General features: G+C 72.7%; 20 protein-coding genes. 16 read left to right on the plus strand and 4 right to left on the minus strand.

Annotated features, from left to right (window positions below):
- Positions 1-110 precede the first annotated feature (110 nt).
- Positions 111-584: a pyridoxamine 5'-phosphate oxidase family protein gene (locus AB0L45_RS30325; RefSeq protein WP_365845543.1), complete on the minus strand. Its 474-nt coding sequence runs from the start codon at positions 582-584 to the stop codon at positions 111-113.
- A gap of 418 nt (positions 585-1,002) precedes the next feature.
- On the opposite strand from AB0L45_RS30325, the gene AB0L45_RS30330 reads away from it, so the two are divergent.
- Both AB0L45_RS30330 and AB0L45_RS30335 read left to right on the plus strand, forming a co-directional pair.
- On the plus strand, positions 1,003-1,593 hold the full coding sequence (locus AB0L45_RS30330) for a hypothetical protein (protein ID WP_365845545.1): 591 nt from the start codon (positions 1,003-1,005) through the stop codon (positions 1,591-1,593).
- Positions 1,594-1,772: 179 nt separating this feature from the next.
- On the plus strand, positions 1,773-2,411 hold the full coding sequence (locus AB0L45_RS30335; RefSeq protein ID WP_365845547.1) for an SRPBCC family protein: 639 nt from the start codon (positions 1,773-1,775) through the stop codon (positions 2,409-2,411).
- 55 nt (positions 2,412-2,466) lie between these two features.
- On the opposite strand, the gene AB0L45_RS30340 is transcribed toward AB0L45_RS30335, so the two are convergent.
- Positions 2,467-3,600 (minus strand): amidinotransferase, encoded by a 1,134-nt coding sequence (locus AB0L45_RS30340; protein ID WP_365845549.1) that lies wholly within the window; start codon positions 3,598-3,600, stop codon positions 2,467-2,469.
- Positions 3,601-3,916: 316 nt separating this feature from the next.
- A complete protein-coding gene (locus AB0L45_RS30345; protein ID WP_365845551.1) occupies positions 3,917-4,420 on the minus strand; it encodes an ATP-binding protein in 504 nt (167 codons plus the stop codon).
- Between the two features lie 196 nt (positions 4,421-4,616).
- On the opposite strand from AB0L45_RS30345, the gene AB0L45_RS30350 reads away from it, so the two are divergent.
- Together AB0L45_RS30350 and AB0L45_RS30355 are read left to right on the plus strand one after the other, a co-directional pair.
- Positions 4,617-4,859 (plus strand): DUF397 domain-containing protein, encoded by a 243-nt coding sequence (locus tag AB0L45_RS30350; RefSeq protein ID WP_365845553.1) that lies wholly within the window; start codon positions 4,617-4,619, stop codon positions 4,857-4,859.
- A 90-nt stretch (positions 4,860-4,949) separates the two neighbouring features.
- Positions 4,950-5,864 carry a helix-turn-helix transcriptional regulator gene (locus AB0L45_RS30355; RefSeq protein WP_365845555.1) on the plus strand — a complete coding sequence of 305 codons (915 nt, stop codon included), beginning with the start codon at positions 4,950-4,952 and terminating at the stop codon, positions 5,862-5,864.
- 57 nt (positions 5,865-5,921) lie between these two features.
- Here AB0L45_RS30355 and AB0L45_RS30360 read toward each other — a convergent pair whose 3' ends face one another.
- Positions 5,922-6,737, minus strand: coding sequence for an SAM-dependent methyltransferase (locus AB0L45_RS30360; protein WP_365845557.1), 816 nt, complete (start codon positions 6,735-6,737; stop codon positions 5,922-5,924).
- A 459-nt stretch (positions 6,738-7,196) separates the two neighbouring features.
- Between AB0L45_RS30360 and AB0L45_RS30365 the strand changes: the two genes are divergently transcribed.
- The 12 genes from AB0L45_RS30365 to AB0L45_RS30420 all read left to right on the plus strand — a co-directional run bounded on the left by AB0L45_RS30365 (position 7,197) and on the right by AB0L45_RS30420 (position 21,937).
- On the plus strand, positions 7,197-8,438 hold the full coding sequence (locus tag AB0L45_RS30365) for a glycosyltransferase 87 family protein (RefSeq protein WP_365845559.1): 1,242 nt from the start codon (positions 7,197-7,199) through the stop codon (positions 8,436-8,438).
- A gap of 246 nt (positions 8,439-8,684) precedes the next feature.
- On the plus strand, positions 8,685-9,692 hold the full coding sequence (locus AB0L45_RS30370) for an alcohol dehydrogenase catalytic domain-containing protein (RefSeq protein WP_365845561.1): 1,008 nt from the start codon (positions 8,685-8,687) through the stop codon (positions 9,690-9,692).
- Positions 9,693-9,745: 53 nt separating this feature from the next.
- Positions 9,746-11,020, plus strand: a complete 1,275-nt coding sequence (locus AB0L45_RS30375) for a DegT/DnrJ/EryC1/StrS family aminotransferase (RefSeq protein ID WP_365845563.1) — start codon at positions 9,746-9,748, stop codon at positions 11,018-11,020.
- A 69-nt stretch (positions 11,021-11,089) separates the two neighbouring features.
- On the plus strand, positions 11,090-12,250 hold the full coding sequence (locus AB0L45_RS30380; protein WP_365845565.1) for a 2-deoxy-scyllo-inosose synthase: 1,161 nt from the start codon (positions 11,090-11,092) through the stop codon (positions 12,248-12,250).
- A gap of 72 nt (positions 12,251-12,322) precedes the next feature.
- Positions 12,323-13,570: a glycosyltransferase family 4 protein gene (locus tag AB0L45_RS30385; RefSeq protein WP_365845568.1), complete on the plus strand. Its 1,248-nt coding sequence runs from the start codon at positions 12,323-12,325 to the stop codon at positions 13,568-13,570.
- Positions 13,567-15,381: an ABC transporter ATP-binding protein gene (locus tag AB0L45_RS30390; protein WP_365845570.1), complete on the plus strand. Its 1,815-nt coding sequence runs from the start codon at positions 13,567-13,569 to the stop codon at positions 15,379-15,381. Before AB0L45_RS30385 ends, AB0L45_RS30390 begins: the two co-directional genes overlap by 4 nt.
- On the plus strand, positions 15,381-17,273 hold the full coding sequence (locus AB0L45_RS30395) for an ABC transporter ATP-binding protein (protein WP_365845572.1): 1,893 nt from the start codon (positions 15,381-15,383) through the stop codon (positions 17,271-17,273). The genes AB0L45_RS30390 and AB0L45_RS30395 overlap by 1 nt, the downstream gene beginning before the upstream one ends.
- An 18-nt stretch (positions 17,274-17,291) precedes the next feature.
- A complete protein-coding gene (locus tag AB0L45_RS30400) occupies positions 17,292-18,932 on the plus strand; it encodes a GMC family oxidoreductase (RefSeq protein WP_365845574.1) in 1,641 nt (546 codons plus the stop codon).
- A 48-nt stretch (positions 18,933-18,980) separates the two neighbouring features.
- Positions 18,981-19,877, plus strand: a complete 897-nt coding sequence (locus AB0L45_RS30405) for a radical SAM protein (protein ID WP_365845576.1) — start codon at positions 18,981-18,983, stop codon at positions 19,875-19,877.
- On the plus strand, positions 19,874-20,569 hold the full coding sequence (locus tag AB0L45_RS30410; protein WP_365845578.1) for a histidine phosphatase family protein: 696 nt from the start codon (positions 19,874-19,876) through the stop codon (positions 20,567-20,569). Before AB0L45_RS30405 ends, AB0L45_RS30410 begins: the two co-directional genes overlap by 4 nt.
- Positions 20,566-20,841: a DUF6137 domain-containing protein gene (locus AB0L45_RS30415; protein ID WP_365845580.1), complete on the plus strand. Its 276-nt coding sequence runs from the start codon at positions 20,566-20,568 to the stop codon at positions 20,839-20,841. The genes AB0L45_RS30410 and AB0L45_RS30415 overlap by 4 nt, the downstream gene beginning before the upstream one ends.
- The gene (locus AB0L45_RS30420) at positions 20,834-21,937 is read left to right on the plus strand and encodes a hypothetical protein (RefSeq protein WP_365845582.1); all 1,104 of its coding nucleotides are present in this window, start codon (positions 20,834-20,836) and stop codon (positions 21,935-21,937) included. The genes AB0L45_RS30415 and AB0L45_RS30420 overlap by 8 nt, the downstream gene beginning before the upstream one ends.
- The last annotated feature ends 2 nt before the right edge of the window (positions 21,938-21,939 follow it).

Below are 21,939 nucleotides of genomic sequence, written 5' to 3' on the forward strand. Positions count from 1 at the left end.
TCCGTGCCCGGGACCGGGATAACGGGCGTGCGGAAACGTGCGTGTGGGTCATCAGGTCTCTCTCGCTCCAACGGCTTTCGTGAGATACGGCGTTACGCGGGCGGGCGCGCTCAGTCGGTGGCGCCCCCGCCGGTGTCCGCTTCGGCGAAATCGGCCGCGAAGGCGGCGAAGTCGGCACTGCGCCAGCGCTGCGGACGCATACGGAAGGTGATGTCGTCCGCCAGCTGGCCGGCGGTGGCCGCCAGGTATCCGCGGGCCTCCTCGGCGTCCAGGTACCGGTGGGCCAGGGCCTCGCGGAGGGCCGGGTCGACCGGGTCGTCGACCGCCGTGACGGGCCCCTCGACGCTGACGTACCGGTAGGGGCGGCCCTCGTCCTGCACGCAGAGGCTGAACCGCCCGGCGGCGCGCAGGAGTTGGCCCTTGACGGTGTGGCGGCCGGTCTGGACGGTGATCTCGCCGCCGGGCTCGTAGCCGTACCAGACCGGCACGATCAGGGGCGCCCGGTCGCCGTCTCTGGAGTCCGTCACACCCAGGACGCCCACGCGCGGTTCGGCGAGGAAGCGTTCACGGTCGGTGCGCGACATGGCGGGAAGCATGGGCGGGCTCCTGTCTCGGAACTGCGGCTGAAGTGGTGGTGTTGCGGTGCGTTCGCCGCGACAACAATCTTGAGAGCGAGGAGATCACTCCCCTGCCGTATGACCCGCAAACACACCGTTTAGACGGTTTTAAGCCCCTTCTCCAGGGGGCGGTGGAGCCGAAGTAAAGGGCATCCGCTTGCCGGACACCGCGGGCGACGGCAGGGCCTGCGGACCGGTCACGAACGACGGGAGGGCCGCCGGCTGGGCGGGATGCGCGCGCTCCCGCAGGGCCTGAGTCCGGCGCGGTCCCGCCTCTTCCGCCTTGCGGGAAATCGGCCGAAAGACGCTTGGGGTGCCGCCGCCTGCCGCCACGGGCGTGCGGCGGGAATTCTTCGGCAGGCTCGATGCGGCCCATACTTTCCGGGTGGACACCGATCGGACGGACACCGAGTCGTCGGCCGCCCCGCCGGCCCCCGCCACCGGGCTCCGGCCAGAAGACCGCGAACACCGCGTCGACGCGCGGGAGGTGGCAGCCGATGAGCGCGAGCAGCTCGCCGACACCCGGGAGAGCGCCGCCGACGAGCGGGAACGGCTCGCCGACGCGCGGGAGGACGCCGCCGACGTGCGGGAGGAGGCAGCCGACGTACGGGAGGAGGCAGCCGACGTACGCGAACGGCTCGCCGACGCCCGGGAGAGCGCCGCCGACGAGCGGGAACATTCCCTCGACGCACGGGAGGACCTCGTGGACCAGCGGGGCCGCCTCGCGGGAGAGAAGGTACCCAGCCGCCGCCGGCGGTCCGTGGAGGCGATCGGCCGGGAACGGGCCCTGCTCGCGGCCGGCCAGGCGCGGCTGGACCGCAACGAAGCGGCTCTGAGCCGCGCGGAAGCCCGTGACATGCGTGAACAGCGCAGCGTCGAGCAGGAGATCGCCGCTTCCGTGCGGCGCCTCCAGCGGCTCTCCGACGACGACCCCTCACGAGAGGTCGCGGACGGGGAGAGCCCAGAGGCCCGTTAGAGGCTCTCGCCAACCTTTACCGACCCTCAGCCGACCTGTTGACCCCCCACCCTCTCGTAGTTATAACCTGTAACTAACGCGTGAGCTTCTATCCCGTGCGTCAAGTGCACAGCACAGGCCGCCCGACCGCCCGCCCGACCGCCCGACCGCCCGACCGCCCGCACGACAAGGGGAACACCATGTCCACCACCCGCAACACCACCCTCCACGCCGCCCTGTTCACCGTCCCGCTCGCCCTCGCTCTTCTCGGGGCCGCTGCCGTGCCCGCCGGGGCCACCGGCCCGCACCATGCCGGCACGTCCCTCACCTGCCGCGGAAAGGGCGTCGACCCCGACGCGCGCGTCCGCCACCGGACCGAGACCGTGGTTCACGCGCCGCTGCACACCCTTTGGAAGCTCCAGACCGACGTCGAGCGCTGGCCGTCCTGGCAGCCGCCCGTCAAGACCGCGGAACGGCTCGACCACGGCCCGCTGCACAAGGGGGCGGCGTTCCGGTGGACGACCCCGATCCCGCCCAACCCCGCGACGCCCGCCACCACCTTGGACATCACCTCGACCGTCGAGCAGCTCAAGTGGGGTTCCTGCATCCGCTGGACCGGTCCGGCGGTCGCCGCAGGGCTGCGCATCGACGGTGTGCACGTATGGAACTTCACCCCGGTCAGGGGCGGCGTCCGGGTGAGCACCGAGGAGACCCACACCGGTGACCAGGTGGAAGCGGACGTTCCCACCGCGACCAGAATGCTCCGCGCAGGCCTCGAAGGCTGGTTGCGCGACCTGAAGACCGCCGCCGAAGCCCGCGCCCACCATCGGACGCACTGAACCGCGTCACGCCCCGCGGCACCTCCCCCTCGCTACCCCGGCGCGTCCGGCGCGGTCACCCGGCGTCGTGGTCGACGTACGACTCAAGTCCACCACGACGCCGGACGTCGAGGGTCGCGCAGTGGAACGAACCGCCGAACGGCGCGTAGTGCAGCAGGTCGCACGGGATGGGTTCGAAGCCCCACTTTTCGAGGGCGCGCAGCATGCCGGTGTGGTGCCGTTCCGCGATCACCCGCTTCTCGTCGAGCATGAGGACGTTCATGCTGAGCCACTTGCCGCACATCGAGGTGAGCTTGAGCAGGCGGCCGTCGATCGGGGTGGGTTCCGGAGCGACCAGGACGTCCCAGGAGGACAGGACGTCGGGGAGGCGGTCGACGTCGATGTATTCGGGGTTGATCAGCACCTTGCCGGGCGCGAGCAGGACGAAGGTGGTGTCGATGTGCATGGGGGTGCGGCAGCGGCTCTCGATCTCGTGGATGCGGTAGCCGGGGCCGAGATGACGGCGCAGCCAGTCGATGCCCATCCGGTTGGTGACGTTGCTCCGGGTGACGAACAGGTCGCGTCCGGCGCGTACAAAATCGGCCGCGTCGAACACCGGCTCGAACTCGGTGAGGAGGTAGCGCATGGGCTCGCCCTCCTCGGGGACGCGGAACTGCGCGTCGAAGAGTTCGTCGGTGAGCTGCGGTCGCGGTGCCGCCGTCCAGCGCGCGCCGCGCCGGAAGTAGTCCTTGACGACCGTGCGGTAGGAGTGGCTCTCGAAATACCGGCACGGCCAGGCCATCGGGGTCTCGATGATCTCGTCACCGATCACCAGCAGGCTGTCCCGCGGGCAGGTGTTGCAGAAGCCGCGCGAGGACCAGTCGGGGGTGGCGAAGCGCCGCCGGTGGTCGACCGCGTCCGGGCGCCGGACGGTGACGTCGAAGGACTCCAGGAGAGCGATGAACCCGTCGAGTTCGTGCTGGGCCCGTTCGACCAGCATGCGCGGGTACTTGTGGCCGGCGGCGAGCGCTTGCAGCCGCGCCGACCACGGCGGGATGTTGCACGAGACGACCGGGTGGTCGGAGGGGATCGTCGCACCGTCGAGGCGCCCCACGATGATCTCTTCCAGCGGATCCCACTCGTTGTGGGAGCTGACCGGTGAGGTGAGGGGCTCCTGGGTGCCGGCGGGCGTGGCCGAGGGTGCCGTCATCCGGCGTGGCCCATGGCCCGTACGCGGGCGTCGGTGTCCGCTGTCGTCACGATGCCGGGCTGCCTCCGCACCACCGCCATGCTCAACCGCCTTCGGTCGCGAACATCAGGTACCTCCCAGTGAACGCATGGGACAGGTCCGCGTCAACGAGCAGCGCCGCTCGCCCTGCTTCTGACGGTGGCGAATGCGTCAGGCCGGGTGGCGGGTACGTGCGGGAAGCGGACGACGTACGCCCGTGAAGCCGCCTCCGCTCGTCACCGGGCGTGCTCCCGCCGCGGACGTCGCGTCAGCGGGAGGGGCGGTGTGCCGACTTCGCTCAGGCGTCCGGCCCCGGGACCGGGAGCTGGGCCCAGACCGTCTTGCCCGTGTGGTCCGGGTGGGTCCAGCCCCAGGACTCGCTGAGCCGGTCGACGATCCACAGTCCCCGCCCGTCCTCGGCGAGCAGGTCCGGGGACGCGAGGACGGGGACCGTGCGGCTGGAGTCGGACACGGCGCACAGGACGCCGGAATCCTGGTGCGCCAGCGCGAGCCAGGCCGCGCACACCACGTCCGGCCGCGCAGCTTCCGCGTCCCGGGGGGTGGCGTGGCGCAGGGCGTTGCCGGCCAGCTCCGAGACCACCTGGACCGCGTCCGCGACCACCGACGCGTCGATGCCCCACCCTTCGAGGGTGGCGGCGGTGAAGCGGCGGGCCTCCGCGACGGCGCTGTAGGCGCCGCTGAGCGCGCACACCGCGAAGGCGTTGAGGCCGGTCGTCGGCTCTTCCTCACCCGCTTCCTCGTGGAGGACGTCACGCACGGTCGGTGCCGGGTGTGTAGTCATCACGATCTCCGCCATGGGGCTTTTCGAGGGCTGGGCCGTGCAGTTCAGGAGGGCTAATATCCTCGTCGGCGGCCTTCCGCTGCAAGTACATCTGCAATTGCATCGGTAAGGACGGCCGCGCGGGGCCCGTTTCACGCCACCGAACGTACGGGTCCGTACCGGGCGGAGCCACATCCTCCAGTAAGGAGAACGTCAGATGCAGTCATTGCCCAACGGCATATGCGCCAGCGCCATCGAAGGTGCGGTGTGGCGCAAGAGCTCCCGCAGCAACCCCAACGGGAACTGCGTGGAGCTGGCCGTTCTCGCCGACGGCGGGGTCGCGGTGCGCAACTCCCGGCACACGGGAGGGCCGGCATTGGTCTACACCCGCGACGAGATCGCGGCCTTCGTCCAGGGCGCCAAGGACGGGGATTTCGACGACCTGGCCGGGCTCGGCTGACGCATATGTCGGCCGGATAGTCACCTCAACTGTACGAACAGTTGAGGCGGTGGGACACTGAGCGTTCATCCGACCAACAGGGGAGTCACCATGGTCGCCGCGCAGCCGGGACGCATCCCGCCCCCGCGCCGTCACATCGAGCATCCCCGGGGCGGCCCCACGGTCCTGCGGATCATTCTGGGCACGCAGTTGCGCCGGCTGCGGGAGGCGGCAGGCGTCACCCGTGAGGCGGCCGGACACGCCATCCGCGGCTCGCACGCCAAGATCAGCCGGCTGGAACTGGGCCGCGTCGGCTGCAAGGAACGCGACGTGGCCGATCTGCTGACGCTCTACGGGGTCACGGACGAGCAGGAGCGCGCCGAGTTCCTGACGCTGGCCCGCGGTACCAGCACACCCGGGTGGTGGCACCAGTACAACGACGTACTGCCCGGCTGGTTCGAGACCCTCCTCGGCCTGGAGGAGGCCGCCTCCGTCATCCGCACCTACGAGGTGCAGTTCGTGCCGGGCCTGTTGCAGACGGCGGACTACGCCTACGCGGTGTGCCGGCTCGGGAATCCGCAGGCGTCCAGGAAAGAGGTCGACCGGCGGGTCGAACTGCGGCTGCAGCGGCAGGCGTTGCTCACCGCGCCCGGCGCGCCCCGGCTCTGGGCGGTGCTCGACGAGGCGGCCCTGCGGCGGCCGCTCGGCGGTCCGGACGTCATGGCGGGCCAGTTGCGGCACCTGCTGGACATGGCGCGGCTGCCCAACGTCACCGTACAGATCGCCCCGTTCCACCTCGGCGGGCACGCGGCGGCGGGCGGGCCGATCACGATCCTGCGCTTCCTGGAGCCGGACCTGCCCGACATCGTCTACCTGGAGCAGCTGACCAGCGCTCTCTACCTGGACAAGCGCGACGACGTCGACCGCTACCTCGCCGTGATGGACCGGCTCAGCGCCCAGGCCGAGTCGCCCCGCGGCAGCCAGGCCATCATGGAGGAACTGATCAGGGGGGCGGAGAAGGGCTGAGCGGGGCGGCGCGCCGGGGCGCGCCACGGCCCGCCGCAGCCGCTACCGCTCGCGGGGCTACCGCTTGCGCGCGACCCCGCCGTACTCGATCCACTCCAGGGTGCGCTGCTTCGGCCCGATGTCCGCGTCCGGCTTCCAGGTCGACACCTCCACCAGGCCCGGTTCGAGGATCTCCAGCCCGTCCAGGAACGCGGCCAGTTCGGCGGCCGTACGGACCCGGCCCCACTGGCCCTGCGTACTGACCCGCATGAACTCGGTGACGAAGTCGCGGGTGGCCCGGTCCTCGCTGACCAGCTGGCACACGACCAGGAAGCTGCCGGGGACCAGGCGCTCGGCGACCCGCCTGACCAGGCCGGCGGGATCGTCCTCGTCCGGGATGCAGTGCAGGACGGACACGAACAGCGCGGCCACCGGCTGGTCGAAGTCGATCAGCCGCACCACCTCGGGGTGGCTCAGGATGCCCTCGGTGTCGCGCATGTCGGCCTGGATGACCGCGGTGTTCTCGTTCTCCTCCAGCAGCGCGCGTCCGTGGGCGAGCACGATGGGGTCGTTGTCGACGTAGACCACCCGCGACTCGGGGGCGACCCGCTGGGCGACCTGGTGGACGTTGTCCTGGGTCGGCAGGCCGGATCCGTGGTCGATGAACTGCCGTACGCCCTGCTCCTGCGCGAGCCAGCGGACCACCCGCCGCAGGAACCGGCGGTTGTTGACCGCCAGGACCTGGGTGCTCGGCACGACCTTGTCCAGTTCCTCGCAGGCCGCCCGGTCCACGGCGTAGTTGTCCTTGCCGCCGAGGTAATAGTCGTACATCCGCGCCACACTCGGGATGCTGACGTCGACGGTGCCGGTCTGTGGTCGCGCGTCCTGGCTCATTCCCTGCTCTCCCGTCGCTCGGGCACCTCACCGAGGCACCACGACCGGCCGCTCCACGGGATGTGACCGTGCCGGTACGGCGTCCAACATACCCAGGTACGGGCGGGTGTTGCAGGCCCGCGTACGGAGTCCGTCGCGTATCGGACGGTCACACCGGGGGAACGGCCGGGCGATCCGCCAGGGCCGAACGGTCCCTACTTCGCGTCCTGCGCGGTCTGCGGACCGCGGGGATCCGGCCAGGCAGGTCGCGCCGTCCGGTCGGGAGGGAAATCCGCGCCGCCGCCGGTGCCCACCCGGGAGGGCGAGCCGGTCGCACAGGGGGTGGCGGCCGTGTGGCGGCCGTGGGCCGCGTCCGTCGTGGCGGGCAGGCGCTCTCGTCAGATCCGTGGGGCATGTGCGAGGCTTCCTCCGGTCGTCGGCCGATCATCAGGGCGAACCATGCCCCCGCAGGGAGGACCGGTGCCGCGTCTCCGATCCGCCGTCTCCGTCCCGCCGTCCACCGGGAGTTCTCCGGCCCGGCTGTCGTGCGTCCTGTCGGCGGTGGCGCTGGTGCTCGCTCATGGGTACGCGCTCGCCTGGGCGTTCGTGCCTGGTGTCGGTACCGACGACCCGCTCCTGTACGACCTGGACGTGTACCGGTCGGCGCTCGCCGAGCGGGCCGCGGGGCGTTCGCTGTACGACTACGCCACCGGCGAGGGCGATGTCTTCAACTACCCGCCGTTCGCGGCGCTGGCGCTGTGGCCCCTGCACTGGATGGGCGAACGGGCCGGTGCGGTGGTGTGGTCCGTCCTGTCCCTCGTGGCGACGACCCTGGCGGTGCTCGTGCTCTGCCGGGCCGCCCCGGGCCGTCGGCAGCGGCGGTCCTTCCCGTTGTGCGCGCTGGTGCTGGTGCTCGTGCTGGTGAGTTCGCCGAGCCTGTCGACCCAACTGTGGGGCCAGGTCGGCGCGTTGCTGACCGTACTGGTGCTCGTCGACGCGCTGGGGTACGTGCCCCGGCCGTTCGGCGGTGCGCTGGTGGGGCTGGCGGCGGCCGTGAAGCTCGCGCCCTTGATGTTCGTTCCGTACTTCCTGATCCGCAGGCGGTACCGGGAGGCGGTCACGGCCGGTGCGGTGTTCCTCGGGGCGGCCCTGCTGGCGTGGGCCGTCTTTCCCGGGGACTCGCGTCGCTTCTGGCTGTCCGAGACGTTCCGGATGCGGGAGCGGGTGTGGGACATCGCGGATCCCGCCAACCAGTCGCTGTTCTCCTTCGTCTTGAGGTTCGGGTGGGGTGAACCGGCCACGGACGCGGTGTTCGCGGTGGTGGCTCTCGTGGTCCTCGCCGTGTGGGCCCTGTGGACGTACCGCCTCCGCACCGGTGATCCGGTCCTCGCCGTCCTCGTCACCGGGTGCACCTGGCTGCTGTTGGAGCCCGTCACCTGGGTGCATCACATGTACTGGACCGTGCTCGCCGGGGCGTGGCTGGTGCTGCGCCACCGCGGTCTGCCGCGCTGGGCCGGTGCGGCGGTGCTGCTGGTGATGCTGCGGCCGATGGCGTGGGACGAACCGCCGGTCGCGCACAGCGTCCGGGACCTGCTGTTCATCAATTCCTGGCTGGTCGTGACGGTCGCGGTGGTGGTGCTGCTGCCGTCGCCGGCCGTGCGGGCCACACGGAGTGCGGGGCCGGAACTGTCTCTGCCGCCGGCCGGGGGCTCCCGCCGGTAGACGGCGCCCCCGGGCGGCCGAGCGGGCGGTTTCAGCCACGAAAGACCCCTCCCCCACTGCGCGCGCCAGGCGCCCGTGTTCGCTCTGTCGATACGTCAGCAACCCCAGCGCCCGCTTTAGTTGACAAACGCCCCACAGGCTGGCGTACGCTCCCCGGGCGCTTCATTCGCTGGAGCGGACGCTACTCGTGACGCTCGACACCCGTTCGGTCCCGTGGACACGGAGGTCTGCACGATGAAAGCCTTGATGTTCAAAGCCCCCTTGCAGGCCGTGCTCACCGAGCGCGACGTACCGGAGCCCGCGCCGGGCGAGGCACTCGTACGGCTCGCCTACAACTCGATCTGCGGCAGCGACCTCTCCTTCTACAAGGGGGTCTGGCACGGCTTCACCTACCCCGTGGTGCCCGGGCACGAGTGGAGCGGAACCGTGGTCGAGGCGGGCGGCGACGCCCGTGAACTGATCGGCCGGAACGTGGTCGGCGACCTGACCGTGGCCTGCGGAAGCTGCCGGCACTGCACCGCCGGCAAGCCCACCCTCTGCGCCGACCTGCAGGAACTGGGGTTCACCCGGGACGGCGCGTGCGCCGAGTACATGACCGTGCCGACCGGCAACCTGCACCGGCTGCCCGAGGGCCTGGGGCTGCGCGAAGCCTGCCAGGTCGAACCGCTGGCGGTGGCGCTGAACGCCGTCGACCGGCTCTCGGTCGCCGCCGGCGAGAAGGTGGCGATCACCGGTGCCGGCGGGATCGGGCTGCTGCTCGCGCAGGCCGTCCGGCTGCGCGGCGGCGAGGTCACCGTCCTCGCGGAGCCGGTGCCCGAACGCCGCCAGGCGGCGCACGCGCTGGGCGTGCCGCACACCGTCGGCGGTGACCCCGGCGAGCTGGTCGGGTTCGTCGAGAAGCACCCCGAGCTGACCCCCGACGTCGTGCTGGAGGCGTCCGGCTACCCGCTGGCGGTCCAGGAGGCGGTGGAGGCTGTCCGCTCCGGCGGACGCATCGGCCTGATCGGATACCGCATCGAAGAGGCCGCGACGATGGCGCCCCACCACATCGTGGTCAAGGTCCTCTCGCTCCAGGCGTCGATGGGCCCTGGCGACCGGTTCGGCGAGGCCATCGAGCTGCTGGCCGCCGGGGAGGTCGACGTCGACGCGCTGCTGAGCCACGAGTTCGGCCTCGCCGATCACGCCCAGGCGCTGGACGTGGCGCTGCGCCGCGCCGACGGCAACACCCGCTCGTACTTCAACCTCCGCGCCTGACCGCCCGGCCGTTCTCCCCCACCCCCAGCCCCGTGCTCAGGAAGGACGATCAGATGACCCGGTCCCTGGCCGTGCAAGGCGGCAGCCCGGTACGCACCCGCCCCTGGCCCCTGTGGCCGCAGCCCGCCCCCGGCGCGGCCCGGGCGCTGGAGGGGGTGCTCGCCTCCGGCCGCTGGTCGATCAGCGGCCCCTACCGGGGCGCCGAGTCGCAGGAGCGGCGTTTCGCGCGGGCCTTCGCCGCGTACCACGGGGCCGAGCACTGTGTGCCCGCCGCCAGCGGCACCGCCAGCCTCATGCTCGCCATGGAGGCGTGCGGCATCGGCGCCGGTGACGAGGTCATCGTCCCCGGGCTGTCGTGGGTGGCGTCCGGCTCGACCGTGCTGGGCATCAACGCGGTGCCGGTGTTCTGCGACGTGGATCCCGACACGCTGTGCCTGGACCCGGCCGCCGTGGAGAGCGCGCTGACCGAGCGCACCAAGGCGATCGTCGTCGTCCATCTGTATGCGGCGGTCGCGGACATGGACGCGCTGCGTGCCGTGGCCGACCGCCACGGGCTGCCGCTGATCGAGGACTGCGCGCAGGCGCACGGCGCGGAGTACCGGGGCGCCAAGGTCGGCACGCTGGCCACCGCCGGCACCTTCAGCATGCAGCACAGCAAGGTGCTGACCAGCGGGGAGGGCGGTGCCGTGATCACCCGGGACGCGGAGTTCGCCCGCCGGGTGGAACACCTGCGCGCCGACGGGCGCTGCCTGGCGGGGCAGCCCGTCGGTGACGGGCAGATGGAGCTGGTGGAGACCGGCGAGCTGATGGGTTCCAACCGCTGCGTGTCGGAGTTCCAGGCCGCCCTGCTCGTCGAGCAGCTCGGTGTGCTGGACGAGCAGAACGAGCGGCGGCGGCGCAACGCCGCGCTGCTGGACACACTGCTGGCCGAGGCGGGCTACCGGCCGCAGCCGACTTCCGAGGGCACCACCGCCCGTACGTACTACACGTACGCCGCGCGGCTGCCCGAGGGCGAGCTGACCGGTGTGGACCTGGCCACCGTCACCGAGGCGCTCACCGCGGAGCTGGGTTTCGCCGTCGCCCCGTGCTACGCGCCGATCACCCGTAACCGCCTGTACGACCCCAGGAGCCGTGGCCGTTTCGCGCTGGGCGTCCAGCACGAGAGCCGTACCGATCCCAAGCGCTTCGAGCTGCCCGTGTGCGAGGAGGCGGCGCGGCGCACCGTCACCGTCCACCACGCCGCGCTGCTCGGTGACGAGAGCGACATGCATGACATCGCGGCGGCCTTCACCAAGGTCGTGCGGCACGGCGCCCTGCTGACCGGCTGAAGGCGGCGGGCGTCACACGGCCCGTCGGAGAAACCGTCCCGCGACCCGCCCAACGAAATCGGGGAGACCATGCACGTCACGGCCATCACCATGGAAGACACCAGCTTTCCCTACCGGATCGGTACCGAGTGCGTCGAGGAGATCGTCGCCCGCCTCGGCGCCCGCACGGCCGGCCGCTACCTCGTGGTGTGCGACACCACGGTGGCCGCGCTGTACGGCCGCGACCTGACCGCCCGGCTGGAGAAGGAGGCCGGTCCCGCGGTCCTGCTGACCCACCCGGCCGGCGAGGTCCACAAGCGCGTCGGCACCGTCGGCGACCTGGCCGAGCAGGCCCTGGCCGCGGGCGCCGACCGGCGCAGCGTCGTGGTGGCGCTGGGCGGCGGCATCACCGGCAACATCGCCGGGCTGCTGGCCGCGCTGCTCTTCCGCGGCATCACGCTGGTGCACGTGCCCACCACCGTGGTGGCGATGCTGGACTCGGTGCTGTCGCTCAAGCAGGCGGTCAACGCCAGCTTCGGCAAGAACCTCGTCGGCACCTTCTACCAGCCCGCCGAGGTGCTCGCCGACACGGCGATGCTGCGGACGCTGCCGGCCCGCGAACTGCGGTCGGGCATGGGTGAGGTGGTCAAGAACTCCCTGGCCATCCGCCCGTCGATGATCGAGCGGCTGTCCGCCGAGCTGCGGCCCGACGCGCGCTACGAGGACGCCGCGATGCGGTGGATCATCGAGGAGAGCGTGGCGGCCAAGGCCCAGGTCACCCACGCGGACAAACACGAGCGCCGGGACGGGCTGGTGCTGGAGTACGGGCACACCACCGGGCACGCCGTCGAGCACGCCGCGCGGGGCGAGGTCGCGCACGGCGCGGGGGTGGCCATCGGCATGATCGCGGCGGCCGAGGTGTCCCGGCGGCTGGGGCACGCCTCCGCCGACCTGGTGGCGCTGCACCGTGAACTGGTGGCCAAGGCAGGTCTGGAAGGGTCCGTACCGGCACTGGTGGACCCCGCGGACGTCAAGAACTGGCTGACCTACGACAACAAGCGCGGCTATCTGCCCTGCCCGCCGGCCAGCACCCCGATGGTGCTGCTGTCCGCGCCCGGCCAGGTGCTGCGTACCGGCCCGCTGCCGCTGGTGCCGGTGCCGCTGGAACTGCTGGGCGAGGCCGTCGACGCGCTGGCGGCGCCCGTACGGCAGGCGGCCCGTACGGACCGTCTCTCGCCCGCCCCGGCTTGACCGGCGGCGGGCCGTGCCCCGGTCCCCGTTCCGCCCGCCGTCCGTCTTCTCTCGTGTGGAGTTCTAGTGCGTGTGCTGCGGCTGACCCCGTTCTTCCACCACGACCAGGTCGAGAGCTGGCCCGCCGAGTACGACGCCGTCGGCGGGATGCAGGTGCAGATCCTGCGGCTGTCGCGTGAGCTGGCGGCCCGCGGCGTCGAACAGCAGGTGCTGACCGTGGGCTTTCCCGGTCTGCCGAAGCGGCGTCTGGACCGGCCGGGGCTGGTGGTGCGGGTGACCCGCGCGCCGCTGCCCCGGATCCGGTCGCAGCTGACCGGGCTGGTCGGCCTCAACCAGGCGTGGCTGGCCGGTGCGCTGGCCGCCTGTGTGCGGCTGCGCCGGCGGTGGCGGCCGGACCTGATCCATGTGCACGCCGACGGGCAGTTGTGGGCGCTGCTGGCCGGGCCGCTGGCGGCGCGGGTGATGGGTGTGCCGTACTGCCTGACGCTGCACTGCTCGCGGCTGTCGGTCTACGAGCCGATGTCGCGGGTCGACCAGGTGCAGCACCGGCTGGTGCGCGGGGCCGAGCAGTACGCGGTGCGGCGGGCGGCCCGGGTCTCGGCCCTGACCTCCCGTACCGCCGGTGTCGTCGCGCGGGCCCTGGCGATGGACCCCGCACAGCTCGACGTCGTGCCCGACTCGGTCGGCGACCTGTCGCCCCGGCCCGCCGGGGAGGTGGCGGAGCTGCGGCGTGCGCTGGAGATCCCGGACGGCGCGGCCGTGGTCGGGTACGTGGGGCGGGTCGCGCACGAGAAGGGGTGGCGGGACTTCGTCGCGCTGGCCCGGCGCTGGCAGACCCTGCCCGGGTCGCCGCCCGCCGTGTTCCTGGTGGTCGGTGACGGTCCGCAGCGTGAGCGGATGGGCAAGGCCGTCGCCGAGGCGGGCCTGACCGACCGGTTCCGCTTCACCGGTTTCCTGCCGCACGCCGACATCCCGGTGGTGATGACCACGCTGGACGCGCTGGTCATGCCGTCCGCCCACGAGGAGCTGGGCGGCAGCGCCATCGAGGCCATGATGTGCGGCACGCCCGTCGCCGGTTACGCGGTGGGCGGGCTGCGGGAGACCGTGGGTACGGTCACGCCCGCTCTCCTGGTGCCGCGCGGGGACGTGGCCGCCCTCACCGACGCCGTACGCGGCGCCGTGGCGGAGCCCGACGGTCCCCGGGAGCGCGTGGCCGGTGCCCGGGAGCGGCTGCGTTCGGCGTACGGCAGCGGGTCGGCCACCGACCGGGCGCTGGAGCACTACGCCCACGCGCTGCGTGCCGCGGGGGCCGCGCGATGAGCGCCCCGCCCGCCCGCACCGGGTCGCTGTGGCGCTGCGCCCGCTACCTGCGGCCGCACCGCTGGCTGATGGCCGCGGCCTGTGCCGCCGCCCTCGGTTCGATGCTCGCCGGGCTGTCCATGCCGCTGGTGCTCCAGCGGCTGGTGGACGGGCCCGTCGCGCACCAGGACATGGCGGCGCTGCCGTGGACCGTGGCCGGCTTCACGCTGCTGGGTGTCGTGGAGGCCGTACTGCTGGGGGCCCGCCGGCTGCTGGTCGTGCGGCCGTCGACGCGGCTGGAGACGACGCTGCGCGCGGACCTGTTCCGCCATGTCCAGCGGCTGCCCTCCTCGTTCCACACCCGCTGGAGTTCGGGGCAGTTGCTGTCCAGGACGGTGTCCGACATCGCCGAGCTGGGCCGGTTCTTCGCGTTCTCCGCGGTGTATCTGCTGGTCAACACGGCGGCGTTGGTGGCAGGGCTGGCCGTACTGGCCTGTCTGTCGCCGTTCCTCGCGCTGATCGTGCTGGTGACGTATCTGCCGATGGTGCTCGCCACCATCCTCTTCGAGAAGCGCTTCCACGTGGCGGCGCGCTCCGCGCAGGACCAGAGCGGTGATCTCACCACCACCGTGGAGGAGTCGGTGCTCGGCATCCGGGTGCTGAAGGCGTTCGGCCGCGGCCCTGAGACCGTACGCCGCTACACCGCGCAGGCCCGCGCGCTGCGCGGCACCGAGCTGCGAAAGATCTCCCTGACCGCCGCCCTGTGGTGGCTGATCACCGCGCTGCCCGAGGTGGGCATCGTCGCCCTGATGGGATTCGGCGGTTACGGCACCGCCACCGGCAGCCTGACGCTGGGCACCCTGATGGCGGCGATCACCGTGGCCACCTACATGCGCTGGCCCGCCGACACGCTGGGCTGGCTGATCGCCGACGCCAGCACCGCGGCGTCCGCCGCCGACCGGTACTGGCAGCTGCGGGACGCCCCGCTCGCCGTGTGCGAACCGGCCGCGCCCCGCCCGCTGTCCCGCCCGGTGCGCGGTGAACTGCGCGTCGAGGACGTGCACTACCGGCTGCCGGGCGCCGGCGAACCCGTCCTGCGGGGTGTCGACCTGACGGTGCGCCCCGGCACCACCCTCGCCCTCGTCGGCGCCACCGGCTCGGGCAAGTCCACCCTCGTCTCGCTGCTGTCCCGGCTCGACGACCCCACCCACGGCCGGATCACACTGGACGGCACCGATCTGCGCGACCTCTCGCTGGACGCGCTGCGCTCGGTGGTGACCTGCGCGTTCGACGATCCGGTGCTGTTCTCGGGGACCGTACGGGACAACGTCGCCCTCGGTCTGCCGCCCGAGGAGCACGACGACGCCCGGATCTGGGAGGCGCTGCGCCTGGCGCACGCCGCCGACTTCGTCGCGGCCCTGCCCGACCGGCTCGACACCCGGGTCGGCGAGGAAGGCGTGGGCCTGTCCGGCGGGCAGCGGCAGCGGCTGGCGCTCGCCCGCGCCGTGCTGCCCCGCCCCGCCGTACTGGTCCTGGACAACGCGCTGTCAGCGCTGGACGTGCACACCGAGCGGGAGGTGGAGGCCGCGCTGCGCACCGTGATGGCCGAGGTCACCACCGTCCTGGTCGCCCACCGCCCGGCCACCTTGCGCGCCGCGGACCAGGTCGTGCTCATCGCCGACGGGCGGGTGGCCGCCACCGGCACCCACGACGAACTGATGGCCACCGACCGGCGCTACCGCCACCTGCTGCGCTCCCCGGTCGACGACCTGGTGCCGGACGGGCCGCAGGGCCCGCGGCGCCAGGACCCCGCACGGAAGGTACGAGCCTGATGCCCGAGGACCGACAGGACGACCGCACGGCCGCCCCGGGGCTCTCCGGCACCCTCGAACCGGACGTGGACCGGGCGGCGGACGAGGCCGACGGCAGGCCCGACGACCGGCTGTTGCGCGACCGCCGCAACCAGCTGCTGCGTACCCTGCTGGGGCCCGAGCGGCGCCGGCTGACCCGCGCCGTCGCCCTGGCCCTGCTGGAGAACGGCTGCGCGCTCGTCACCCCGCTGCTGATCGCCGCCGCCATCGACCGGGGCGTTCCCGCGGCGGCGGACGGCCGCTGGGGGCCGCTGACCGCCTACGCGGCCCTGGCGCTGACGGCCGGGGCGGCCGCCGCCACCCTGAAGTACGGCTTCCTGCGCTACTCCGGGAACATCGCCCAGGCCCTGCTGTTCCGGCTGCGCTGCCGCACCTTCGCGCGCGCCGTGCGGCTGCCGCTGTCCTACCACGAGGCCGCGCCCTCGGGCAGCGTCGTGGCCCGGCTCTCCAGCGACGTGGAGTCGGTCGAGGAGGTGCTGGAGATGGGCCTGGACGGCCTGTTCTCCGCGCTGTTCTCGATGGTCGGGACGGTGGCCGTGATGCTCTGGCTCGACCTGCCGATGGCCGCCGTCGTCCTCGCGCTGTTCGTTCCGCTGTACCTGCTCACCCGCTGGTTCCGGGACCGTTCGCGCCGCGCCTACCGGCGGACCCGGGGCGCCACCGAGCGGATCGTGCAGCACACCGGTGAGACGTACAACGGCATCCGCGCCGTGCAGGCGTTCCGCAAGGAGGGCGCGAACACCGCGCGGCTGCGGGAGCTGGACGCCGGGTACGCCACGGCGCGCGCCGCCTCGGGGCGGGTCAGTGCCTGCTTCAGCGGCGGCGTCAAGCTGATCGGCAACCTCTCGCTGGCGCTGCTGCTGGCCCTCGGCGCGTTCCGCATCGCGCAGGGGCAGCTGGAGGCGGGCGCACTGACCGCGTTCCTGCTCTACGTGCACCGGCTGTACGACCCGATCGACGAACTGGCCTCGTTCGCCAACGCGTTCTCCGCGGCGTCGGCCGGCCTGGAGCGGATCGGTGTGCTCTTCCACGCGCCCGACACGCTGCCCGAGCCGGCCCGGCCCCGGCCGCTGCCGGCGGTGCCCGCGCCCGGCCGGGTCCGCTTCGAGGACGTGCGGTTCCGCTACACCGCCGGCTCCCCGCACGTACTGGACGGGCTGGACCTGGACCTGGCCCCCGGTGAGACGGTGGCGCTGGTCGGTACGACCGGGGCGGGCAAGTCGACGCTGGCCAAGCTGCTGGCGCGGCTGTACGACCCGACGGGCGGCCGGATCACCCTGGACGGGGCCGACCTGCGCGAGCTGGCCGACGCGGAACTGCGCTCCGGTGTCTGCATGGTCACCCAGGAACCGTTCCTCTTCTCCGGTTCCGTGGCGGACAACATCTCTCTCGGCCGGCCGGACGCCACTCGCGCGCAGATCACCGCGGCCGCCGAGGCCGTCGGCGCGCACGGCTTCATCAGCGAACTCGCCGACGGGTACGACACCGACGTCCGCAAGCGCGGCGCGGGCCTGTCGGCCGGCCAGCGCCAGCTGGTGGCACTCGCCCGGGTGATGCTGGCCGCGCCCCGCGTGCTGATCCTCGACGAGGCCACCTCCAGCATGGACGCGCCCACCGAGCGGGCCGTGCACGCGGCCCTCCACCGGGTGCTCACCGGCCGTACCGCCCTGATCATCGCGCACAGCCTGACCACGGCCGCCATCGCCGACCGGGTGCTGGTCCTGGAGAACGGCACGGTCGTCGAGGACGGGCCGCCCGCCGTACTGGCGGCGGGTGACGGGCCCTTCGCGCACCTCTACCGGGGGTGGCTGTCCGCGACCGGCGGGCACCCCCACCACCCCGCGCACCACTGACCGAAAGGCAAGCACGCCATGGAGCACCTACGGGGACCTTCGCCGCTGGCGAATCCCGGCGCCCGCCATCCGGAACTCCTGGGGCCCGCGCACCGCGACGGTTTCGGCGACGAGACCGAGGACCGCGTGTGGGACGTCTGCGTCATCGGAAGCGGGGCCAGCGGTGCCGTCGCCGCGGACCGGCTGGTCCGCCAGGGGCTCGACGTCCTGATGGTCGAGGAGGGCTTCCGGCTCGCCGAGCACGTGGACCTGGACGAGGCCGAGACGCTGTGCCGGCAGGCGGTCGCGCGCGACGACGAGGGCCGCTGGACCGACGAGGGCTGGCCGTGGACCACCTCCAACCTCGGTGGCGGCACGGTCTTCTACGGCGGCGCCTCGTTCCGGTACCAGCCTTTCGACTTCGACCCTGGCACGCGCATCGACACCGGCACCACGGAGGTGCGCTGGCCGTACACGCTCGCCGAACTGGCCCCGTACTACGAGGTGCTGGAGCGGCGGCTGGGCGTGTGCGGCGGCCCGCCGCCCGAGAGCCCGGGCGGCGGCCGGCACAGCCGCGGCCCCGCGCACGAGCCGTCCGCCGCCGCGCGGGTGCTGTACGCGGCCGGCGAGTCGCTGGGCTACCGGCCCTTCCCCACGCCGCTGGCGATCAACCGTGACCCGTACGAGGGCCGCGCCGGGTGCGACCGGGTCTCGCTGTGCGTCAGCCACGCGTGCCCCACCGGCGCCAAGGGCGATGTCGTCGCGGTCTTCCTGGCACCACTGGCGGCCCACCCCAACTTCACGCTGCGTACCGGCGTCCGCGCCGTACGCCTGGAGCAGGACCGGGCCGGAGAGGTGTCCGCGCTGCGCTGCCTGGACCGGGTGAGCGGGCAGGCGCGCGAGGTGCGGGCCCGCGCGTTCGTCCTGGCGTGCAACGCGATCCAGACCGCGGCCCTGCTGCTGCGCTCGCGCACGCCGTACTCCCCCTCCGGGGTCGGCAACCACTCCGGCATGGTGGGCCGGGGCCTGTGCGTCAAGCTGAGCGAGTACGTCAGCGGTGTCGTGGCGGCAGCGCCGGAGGTCCTCGCGGACCCGGACGTCCACAAGGGCCCGTTCTCCACCGTGGCGTTCCTGGACCACTACCTGGACGAGGACTGCCCCACGGGTGTGGGCGGCCTGATCTACGAGTCCAAGCGGGACCGGGCGCCGAAGCTCGTCCGCGACGCGCTGGAGCTGCGCATCGAGACGATCCTGTCCGACCATCCCAGCCTGGACAACCGCGTCGGACTCTCCCGCTACGTGGACGAGGACGGCCTGCCCGCCATCGTCATCGACTACCGCACCGACCCGCGCGACCTGGACCGGCTGCGCTACATGACCGGGCGCTGCGAGCGGCTGTTGCGCGCCGCCGGGGCGGACGGTATCCGCCACAAGGCCACCGGGTTCGCGCAGGGCAGTTCCCATCTGCACGGCACCTGCCGGGCCGGGGACGACCCGGCCCGTTCGGTGGTGGACGGCTGGGGCCGGGTGCACTCGGCAGCCAACGTCTACGTCGTGGACGGCAGCTTCATGCCGTACCCCGGCGGGCTCAACCCCACCCTGACCATCCAGGCCCACGCCCTGCGCACGAGCAAGGCCGTCGCGACGGAGCTGGCGGCCCCGCACGCCGCGCATGCGTGAGCCCCGCACGCCGCCCCTGTGTGAACCGTACGAGAGGACACCCCCATCATGACCACCGTGCCATGGCCGCCGCGTACCCGGCGGGTCCGCGCCTACCGCAACATCGTCATCGACGGCGCCTGCAACCTGCGCTGCACCTACTGCGAAGTCAAGGCGATCAAGGTGAACCAGCCGGCCACCAACGCCTCGCTGGACCGGATCTTCGCCGAGTACGAGCAGGACAACGTGCTGTTCCGAGTGGAGTCCAACGGTGAGATCTGCCTGTACCCGAAGATCCTGGACCACCTCCAGCAGCGTGCCGCCGAGGGCTGGCACATCGAGGTGCTGAGCAACGGCACCCGTCTGCCGCGCTGCCTGGAGGGCCGGGAGAACCTGATGTGGGTGTTCTCCGTCGACGGCCACACCGCCCGGATGAACGAGAAGCGCGGTCTGAGCCAGGAGCAGGTGGACCGCATCATCGACACGGCCGTGGAGCTGGACGCCGAACTCCAGGCGGTCTTCCACGACCAGACGGTCGACGAGGTCAACGAGTTCATCGACCTGCTGTCCGCGCGCGGCTACCAGGGCCTGCTGCACTTCATGCCGCTGCTCGCCTTCAAGGGGCAGCCGCTGGAGGTCAACCTGCGCTACGAGGACCTGCACCCGGCGGAGTTCCTGGCCCCGCCGGAGTACTTCCGGCGCTGGAACCACATCTTCGAGACGGGCAAGCGCGACGCGGTCTGCGACCAGATCACCAACGGCTACACCTACTCGGTCGCCGACGACAAGATCCAGATGGTCAAGTGCGACTGCTACTCGGTGCCCAAGCACCTGTACCACGACTTCGGCCCGGTCCGGGAGTTCGACAACTGGCCGTGCGGCACCTGCATCGCCAACCAGGAGTTCAACAGCTCCCGGCCCCGTATGCAGGTCCCCGAGGGCCGCATCCCGCTGCCCCTCGTATGACCGGCGCCGCCGGTACGCCCGGCACGCAGCGCTTCGTGCTCGTCCGGCACGCCCAGGCCCAGGTCAACGTCCTGGCGGACGACGACCTGATGGACGGTTACGACACCGACGCGGACCTCACGCCGCTCGGGCTGGAACAGGCGCGGGCGCTGGCCGGGCACCTGGCCGGGGACCGCGCGTCCTGGCCGGGCCCGGCCGGCCCCGGCGGCTACCGGCTCTGCACCAGTCCGCTGCGGCGGGCCGTGCGGACGGCCGAGGCGCTGGCCGGGGCGCTGGGGCTGCCGGCCGTGGTCGACGACCGGCTGGCCGAGGTGCGGGCCCCGCGCCGGTTCCCGCGTCCGCTGGCGGTGCGGGAGTGGGACGCGCTGCTGGAGGAGCGGCTGCGCCACCCGGAGCGGGAGTTCGCCGGTGTGGAGAGCTGGGCGGCGCAGCGCGCCCGGGCCCGGGAGTTCCTGCGCGAGCGCCCGGCCGGAGCGCCGGTGGCGGGCTGGGTGATCGTCTCGCACGCCGAGACGATCCAGGCGCTGCTGATGGAACTGCTCAACCTCGGCGACGGGGTGCTGCGCTCGGCCCGCTTCAAGGTCAGCAACACCGGCGTGTTCATCGTGGACCGAACCCTGGACGGAACGGAGGAGCCATGCAGTTCCCTGGTGGTGGCCAACTCGAAGAGCCACCTGGCCCGCACGGCGTGAACGGCGCGCCGCTCGCCGGCGACGCGGCCGGGGACCGCGTCCGGCTGCTGGTGGTCAAGTGCCTCAGCGACGAGACCGGTGAGGACCCCGACGCGATCGTCGCGCGCGGCCACCTGGAGGTGGGCGACCGCGACTACGCCAACATCGTCAACCGGCTGGAGTCGTACTTCGACTGTTCGCTGGACCTGCTGGCGGGCGGCAACCGGCGGCTCGTCGTGGCCGACCTCTGCGACCGGCTCGGCCGGCTGCCCGCGGAGGCGCTCCATGTCTGAGCCGCCGGCCACCCCCCTGAACGCGCCGCTGGACCCGCCGGGGCCGCTGCGGGCCCTGTTCGAGATCTACGACGAGGGCTTCACCTGCGACACGTGGGGCGGGGTGGAGACCGCCCTGTGGCATGTGGTCGAGGGGCTGCGGCAGTACGGCGTGGAGGCGGAGTTCTACCACTCCGCGCAGGGCGCCGACCTGCAGGCGCTGGCCGGGCGGGTGGTGCGCGAGCGGGTGGACGCGGTCTTCCCGCTGGTGGAGAGCCCGCTGTTCGCGGGCGGTAAGGGCGGGGAAGGGGGCGAGGCGGCGGACGGGGCCGGGCCGGACGTACCGGAGTTGCGGCGGCGCGTGGTGCGGATCTGGCACGACGTGAGCCGCCTGTCGCCCGGCCTGTCCGCCCCGGTGCCCTGCCCGGTGCACACACACGGCGCGGCGGCCCCGTCCGGCGCGGTGTGCACGGCGGCGGGCGTGTTCCCGGACGGCCCGACGCGGGAGGTGTTCCTGCGCGACCTGCCGTGGACGCGCTGCTTCGGCTCCCGTACGTATATCCCGTGGGCCGTCGACCACCTGCCGCCGGCCGACCTGCGCGACCCGTTCGGTCCGGTGCTGCTCCAGCTCGGCAAGACCTCCGTGCAGCAGGCGCGGGTGTGTCTGGAACGGCTCACCGGCGCCGGGGTGCCGGTGCGGGTGGTCTTCGCGACCTGGTCGAAGCAGGGGCGGGCCGCGCGCGAACTGGTCGCGCCGTACGCCGCGTCCGGCGCGGCCGAAGTGGTGGACTCCTACGACATCCGCACCGAGTGGAAGCGGGTGTACGCGGGGGCGCGGCTGTTCGTGCTGCCCTCCGTCTTCCATGAGACGTTCAACTTCGCGGCGGCGGAGGCGCTCCAGCTCGGCCTGCCGGTCGCCACGCTCGGCGACTGCGGGGCCCTGGCCGACTTCGCGTCGCTGCGGGCGGAGACGGTGGCGGAGCTGATGGACGCGGTCGTGGCCCGGGGCGAGTCGGTCCGTCCGGCGCGGCGTCCGTGGATCGGCTGGCGCGAGGTCGCCCACCGGTACGCGACGCTCATCGCCGCACCGCGCCGCGCACCGGCGATGGGGGTGTAGGA

This window comes from Streptomyces sp. NPDC052496, from assembly GCF_040679095.1.
Classification (GTDB): Bacteria; Actinomycetota; Actinomycetes; order Streptomycetales; family Streptomycetaceae; genus Streptomyces.

Bases quoted from the DNA above. Each gene is read 5' to 3' on its own strand.
- AB0L45_RS30335 (WP_365845547.1), top strand. From the start codon at position 1,773: ATGTCCACCACCCGCAACACCACCCTCCACGCCGCCCTGTTCACCGTC.
- AB0L45_RS30410 (WP_365845578.1), top strand. From the start codon at position 19,874: ATGACCGGCGCCGCCGGTACGCCCGGCACGCAGCGCTTCGTGCTCGTC.
- AB0L45_RS30400 (WP_365845574.1), top strand. From the start codon at position 17,292: ATGGAGCACCTACGGGGACCTTCGCCGCTGGCGAATCCCGGCGCCCGC.
- AB0L45_RS30350 (WP_365845553.1), top strand. From the start codon at position 4,617: ATGCAGTCATTGCCCAACGGCATATGCGCCAGCGCCATCGAAGGTGCG.
- AB0L45_RS30345 (WP_365845551.1), bottom strand. From the start codon at position 4,420: ATGACTACACACCCGGCACCGACCGTGCGTGACGTCCTCCACGAGGAA.
- AB0L45_RS30395 (WP_365845572.1), top strand. From the start codon at position 15,381: ATGCCCGAGGACCGACAGGACGACCGCACGGCCGCCCCGGGGCTCTCC.
- AB0L45_RS30390 (WP_365845570.1), top strand. From the start codon at position 13,567: ATGAGCGCCCCGCCCGCCCGCACCGGGTCGCTGTGGCGCTGCGCCCGC.
- AB0L45_RS30420 (WP_365845582.1), top strand. From the start codon at position 20,834: ATGTCTGAGCCGCCGGCCACCCCCCTGAACGCGCCGCTGGACCCGCCG.
- AB0L45_RS30355 (WP_365845555.1), top strand. From the start codon at position 4,950: ATGGTCGCCGCGCAGCCGGGACGCATCCCGCCCCCGCGCCGTCACATC.
- AB0L45_RS30405 (WP_365845576.1), top strand. From the start codon at position 18,981: ATGACCACCGTGCCATGGCCGCCGCGTACCCGGCGGGTCCGCGCCTAC.
- AB0L45_RS30375 (WP_365845563.1), top strand. From the start codon at position 9,746: ATGACCCGGTCCCTGGCCGTGCAAGGCGGCAGCCCGGTACGCACCCGC.
- AB0L45_RS30380 (WP_365845565.1), top strand. From the start codon at position 11,090: ATGCACGTCACGGCCATCACCATGGAAGACACCAGCTTTCCCTACCGG.
- AB0L45_RS30340 (WP_365845549.1), bottom strand. From the start codon at position 3,600: ATGACGGCACCCTCGGCCACGCCCGCCGGCACCCAGGAGCCCCTCACC.
- AB0L45_RS30370 (WP_365845561.1), top strand. From the start codon at position 8,685: ATGTTCAAAGCCCCCTTGCAGGCCGTGCTCACCGAGCGCGACGTACCG.
- AB0L45_RS30325 (WP_365845543.1), bottom strand. From the start codon at position 584: ATGTCGCGCACCGACCGTGAACGCTTCCTCGCCGAACCGCGCGTGGGC.
- AB0L45_RS30360 (WP_365845557.1), bottom strand. From the start codon at position 6,737: ATGAGCCAGGACGCGCGACCACAGACCGGCACCGTCGACGTCAGCATC.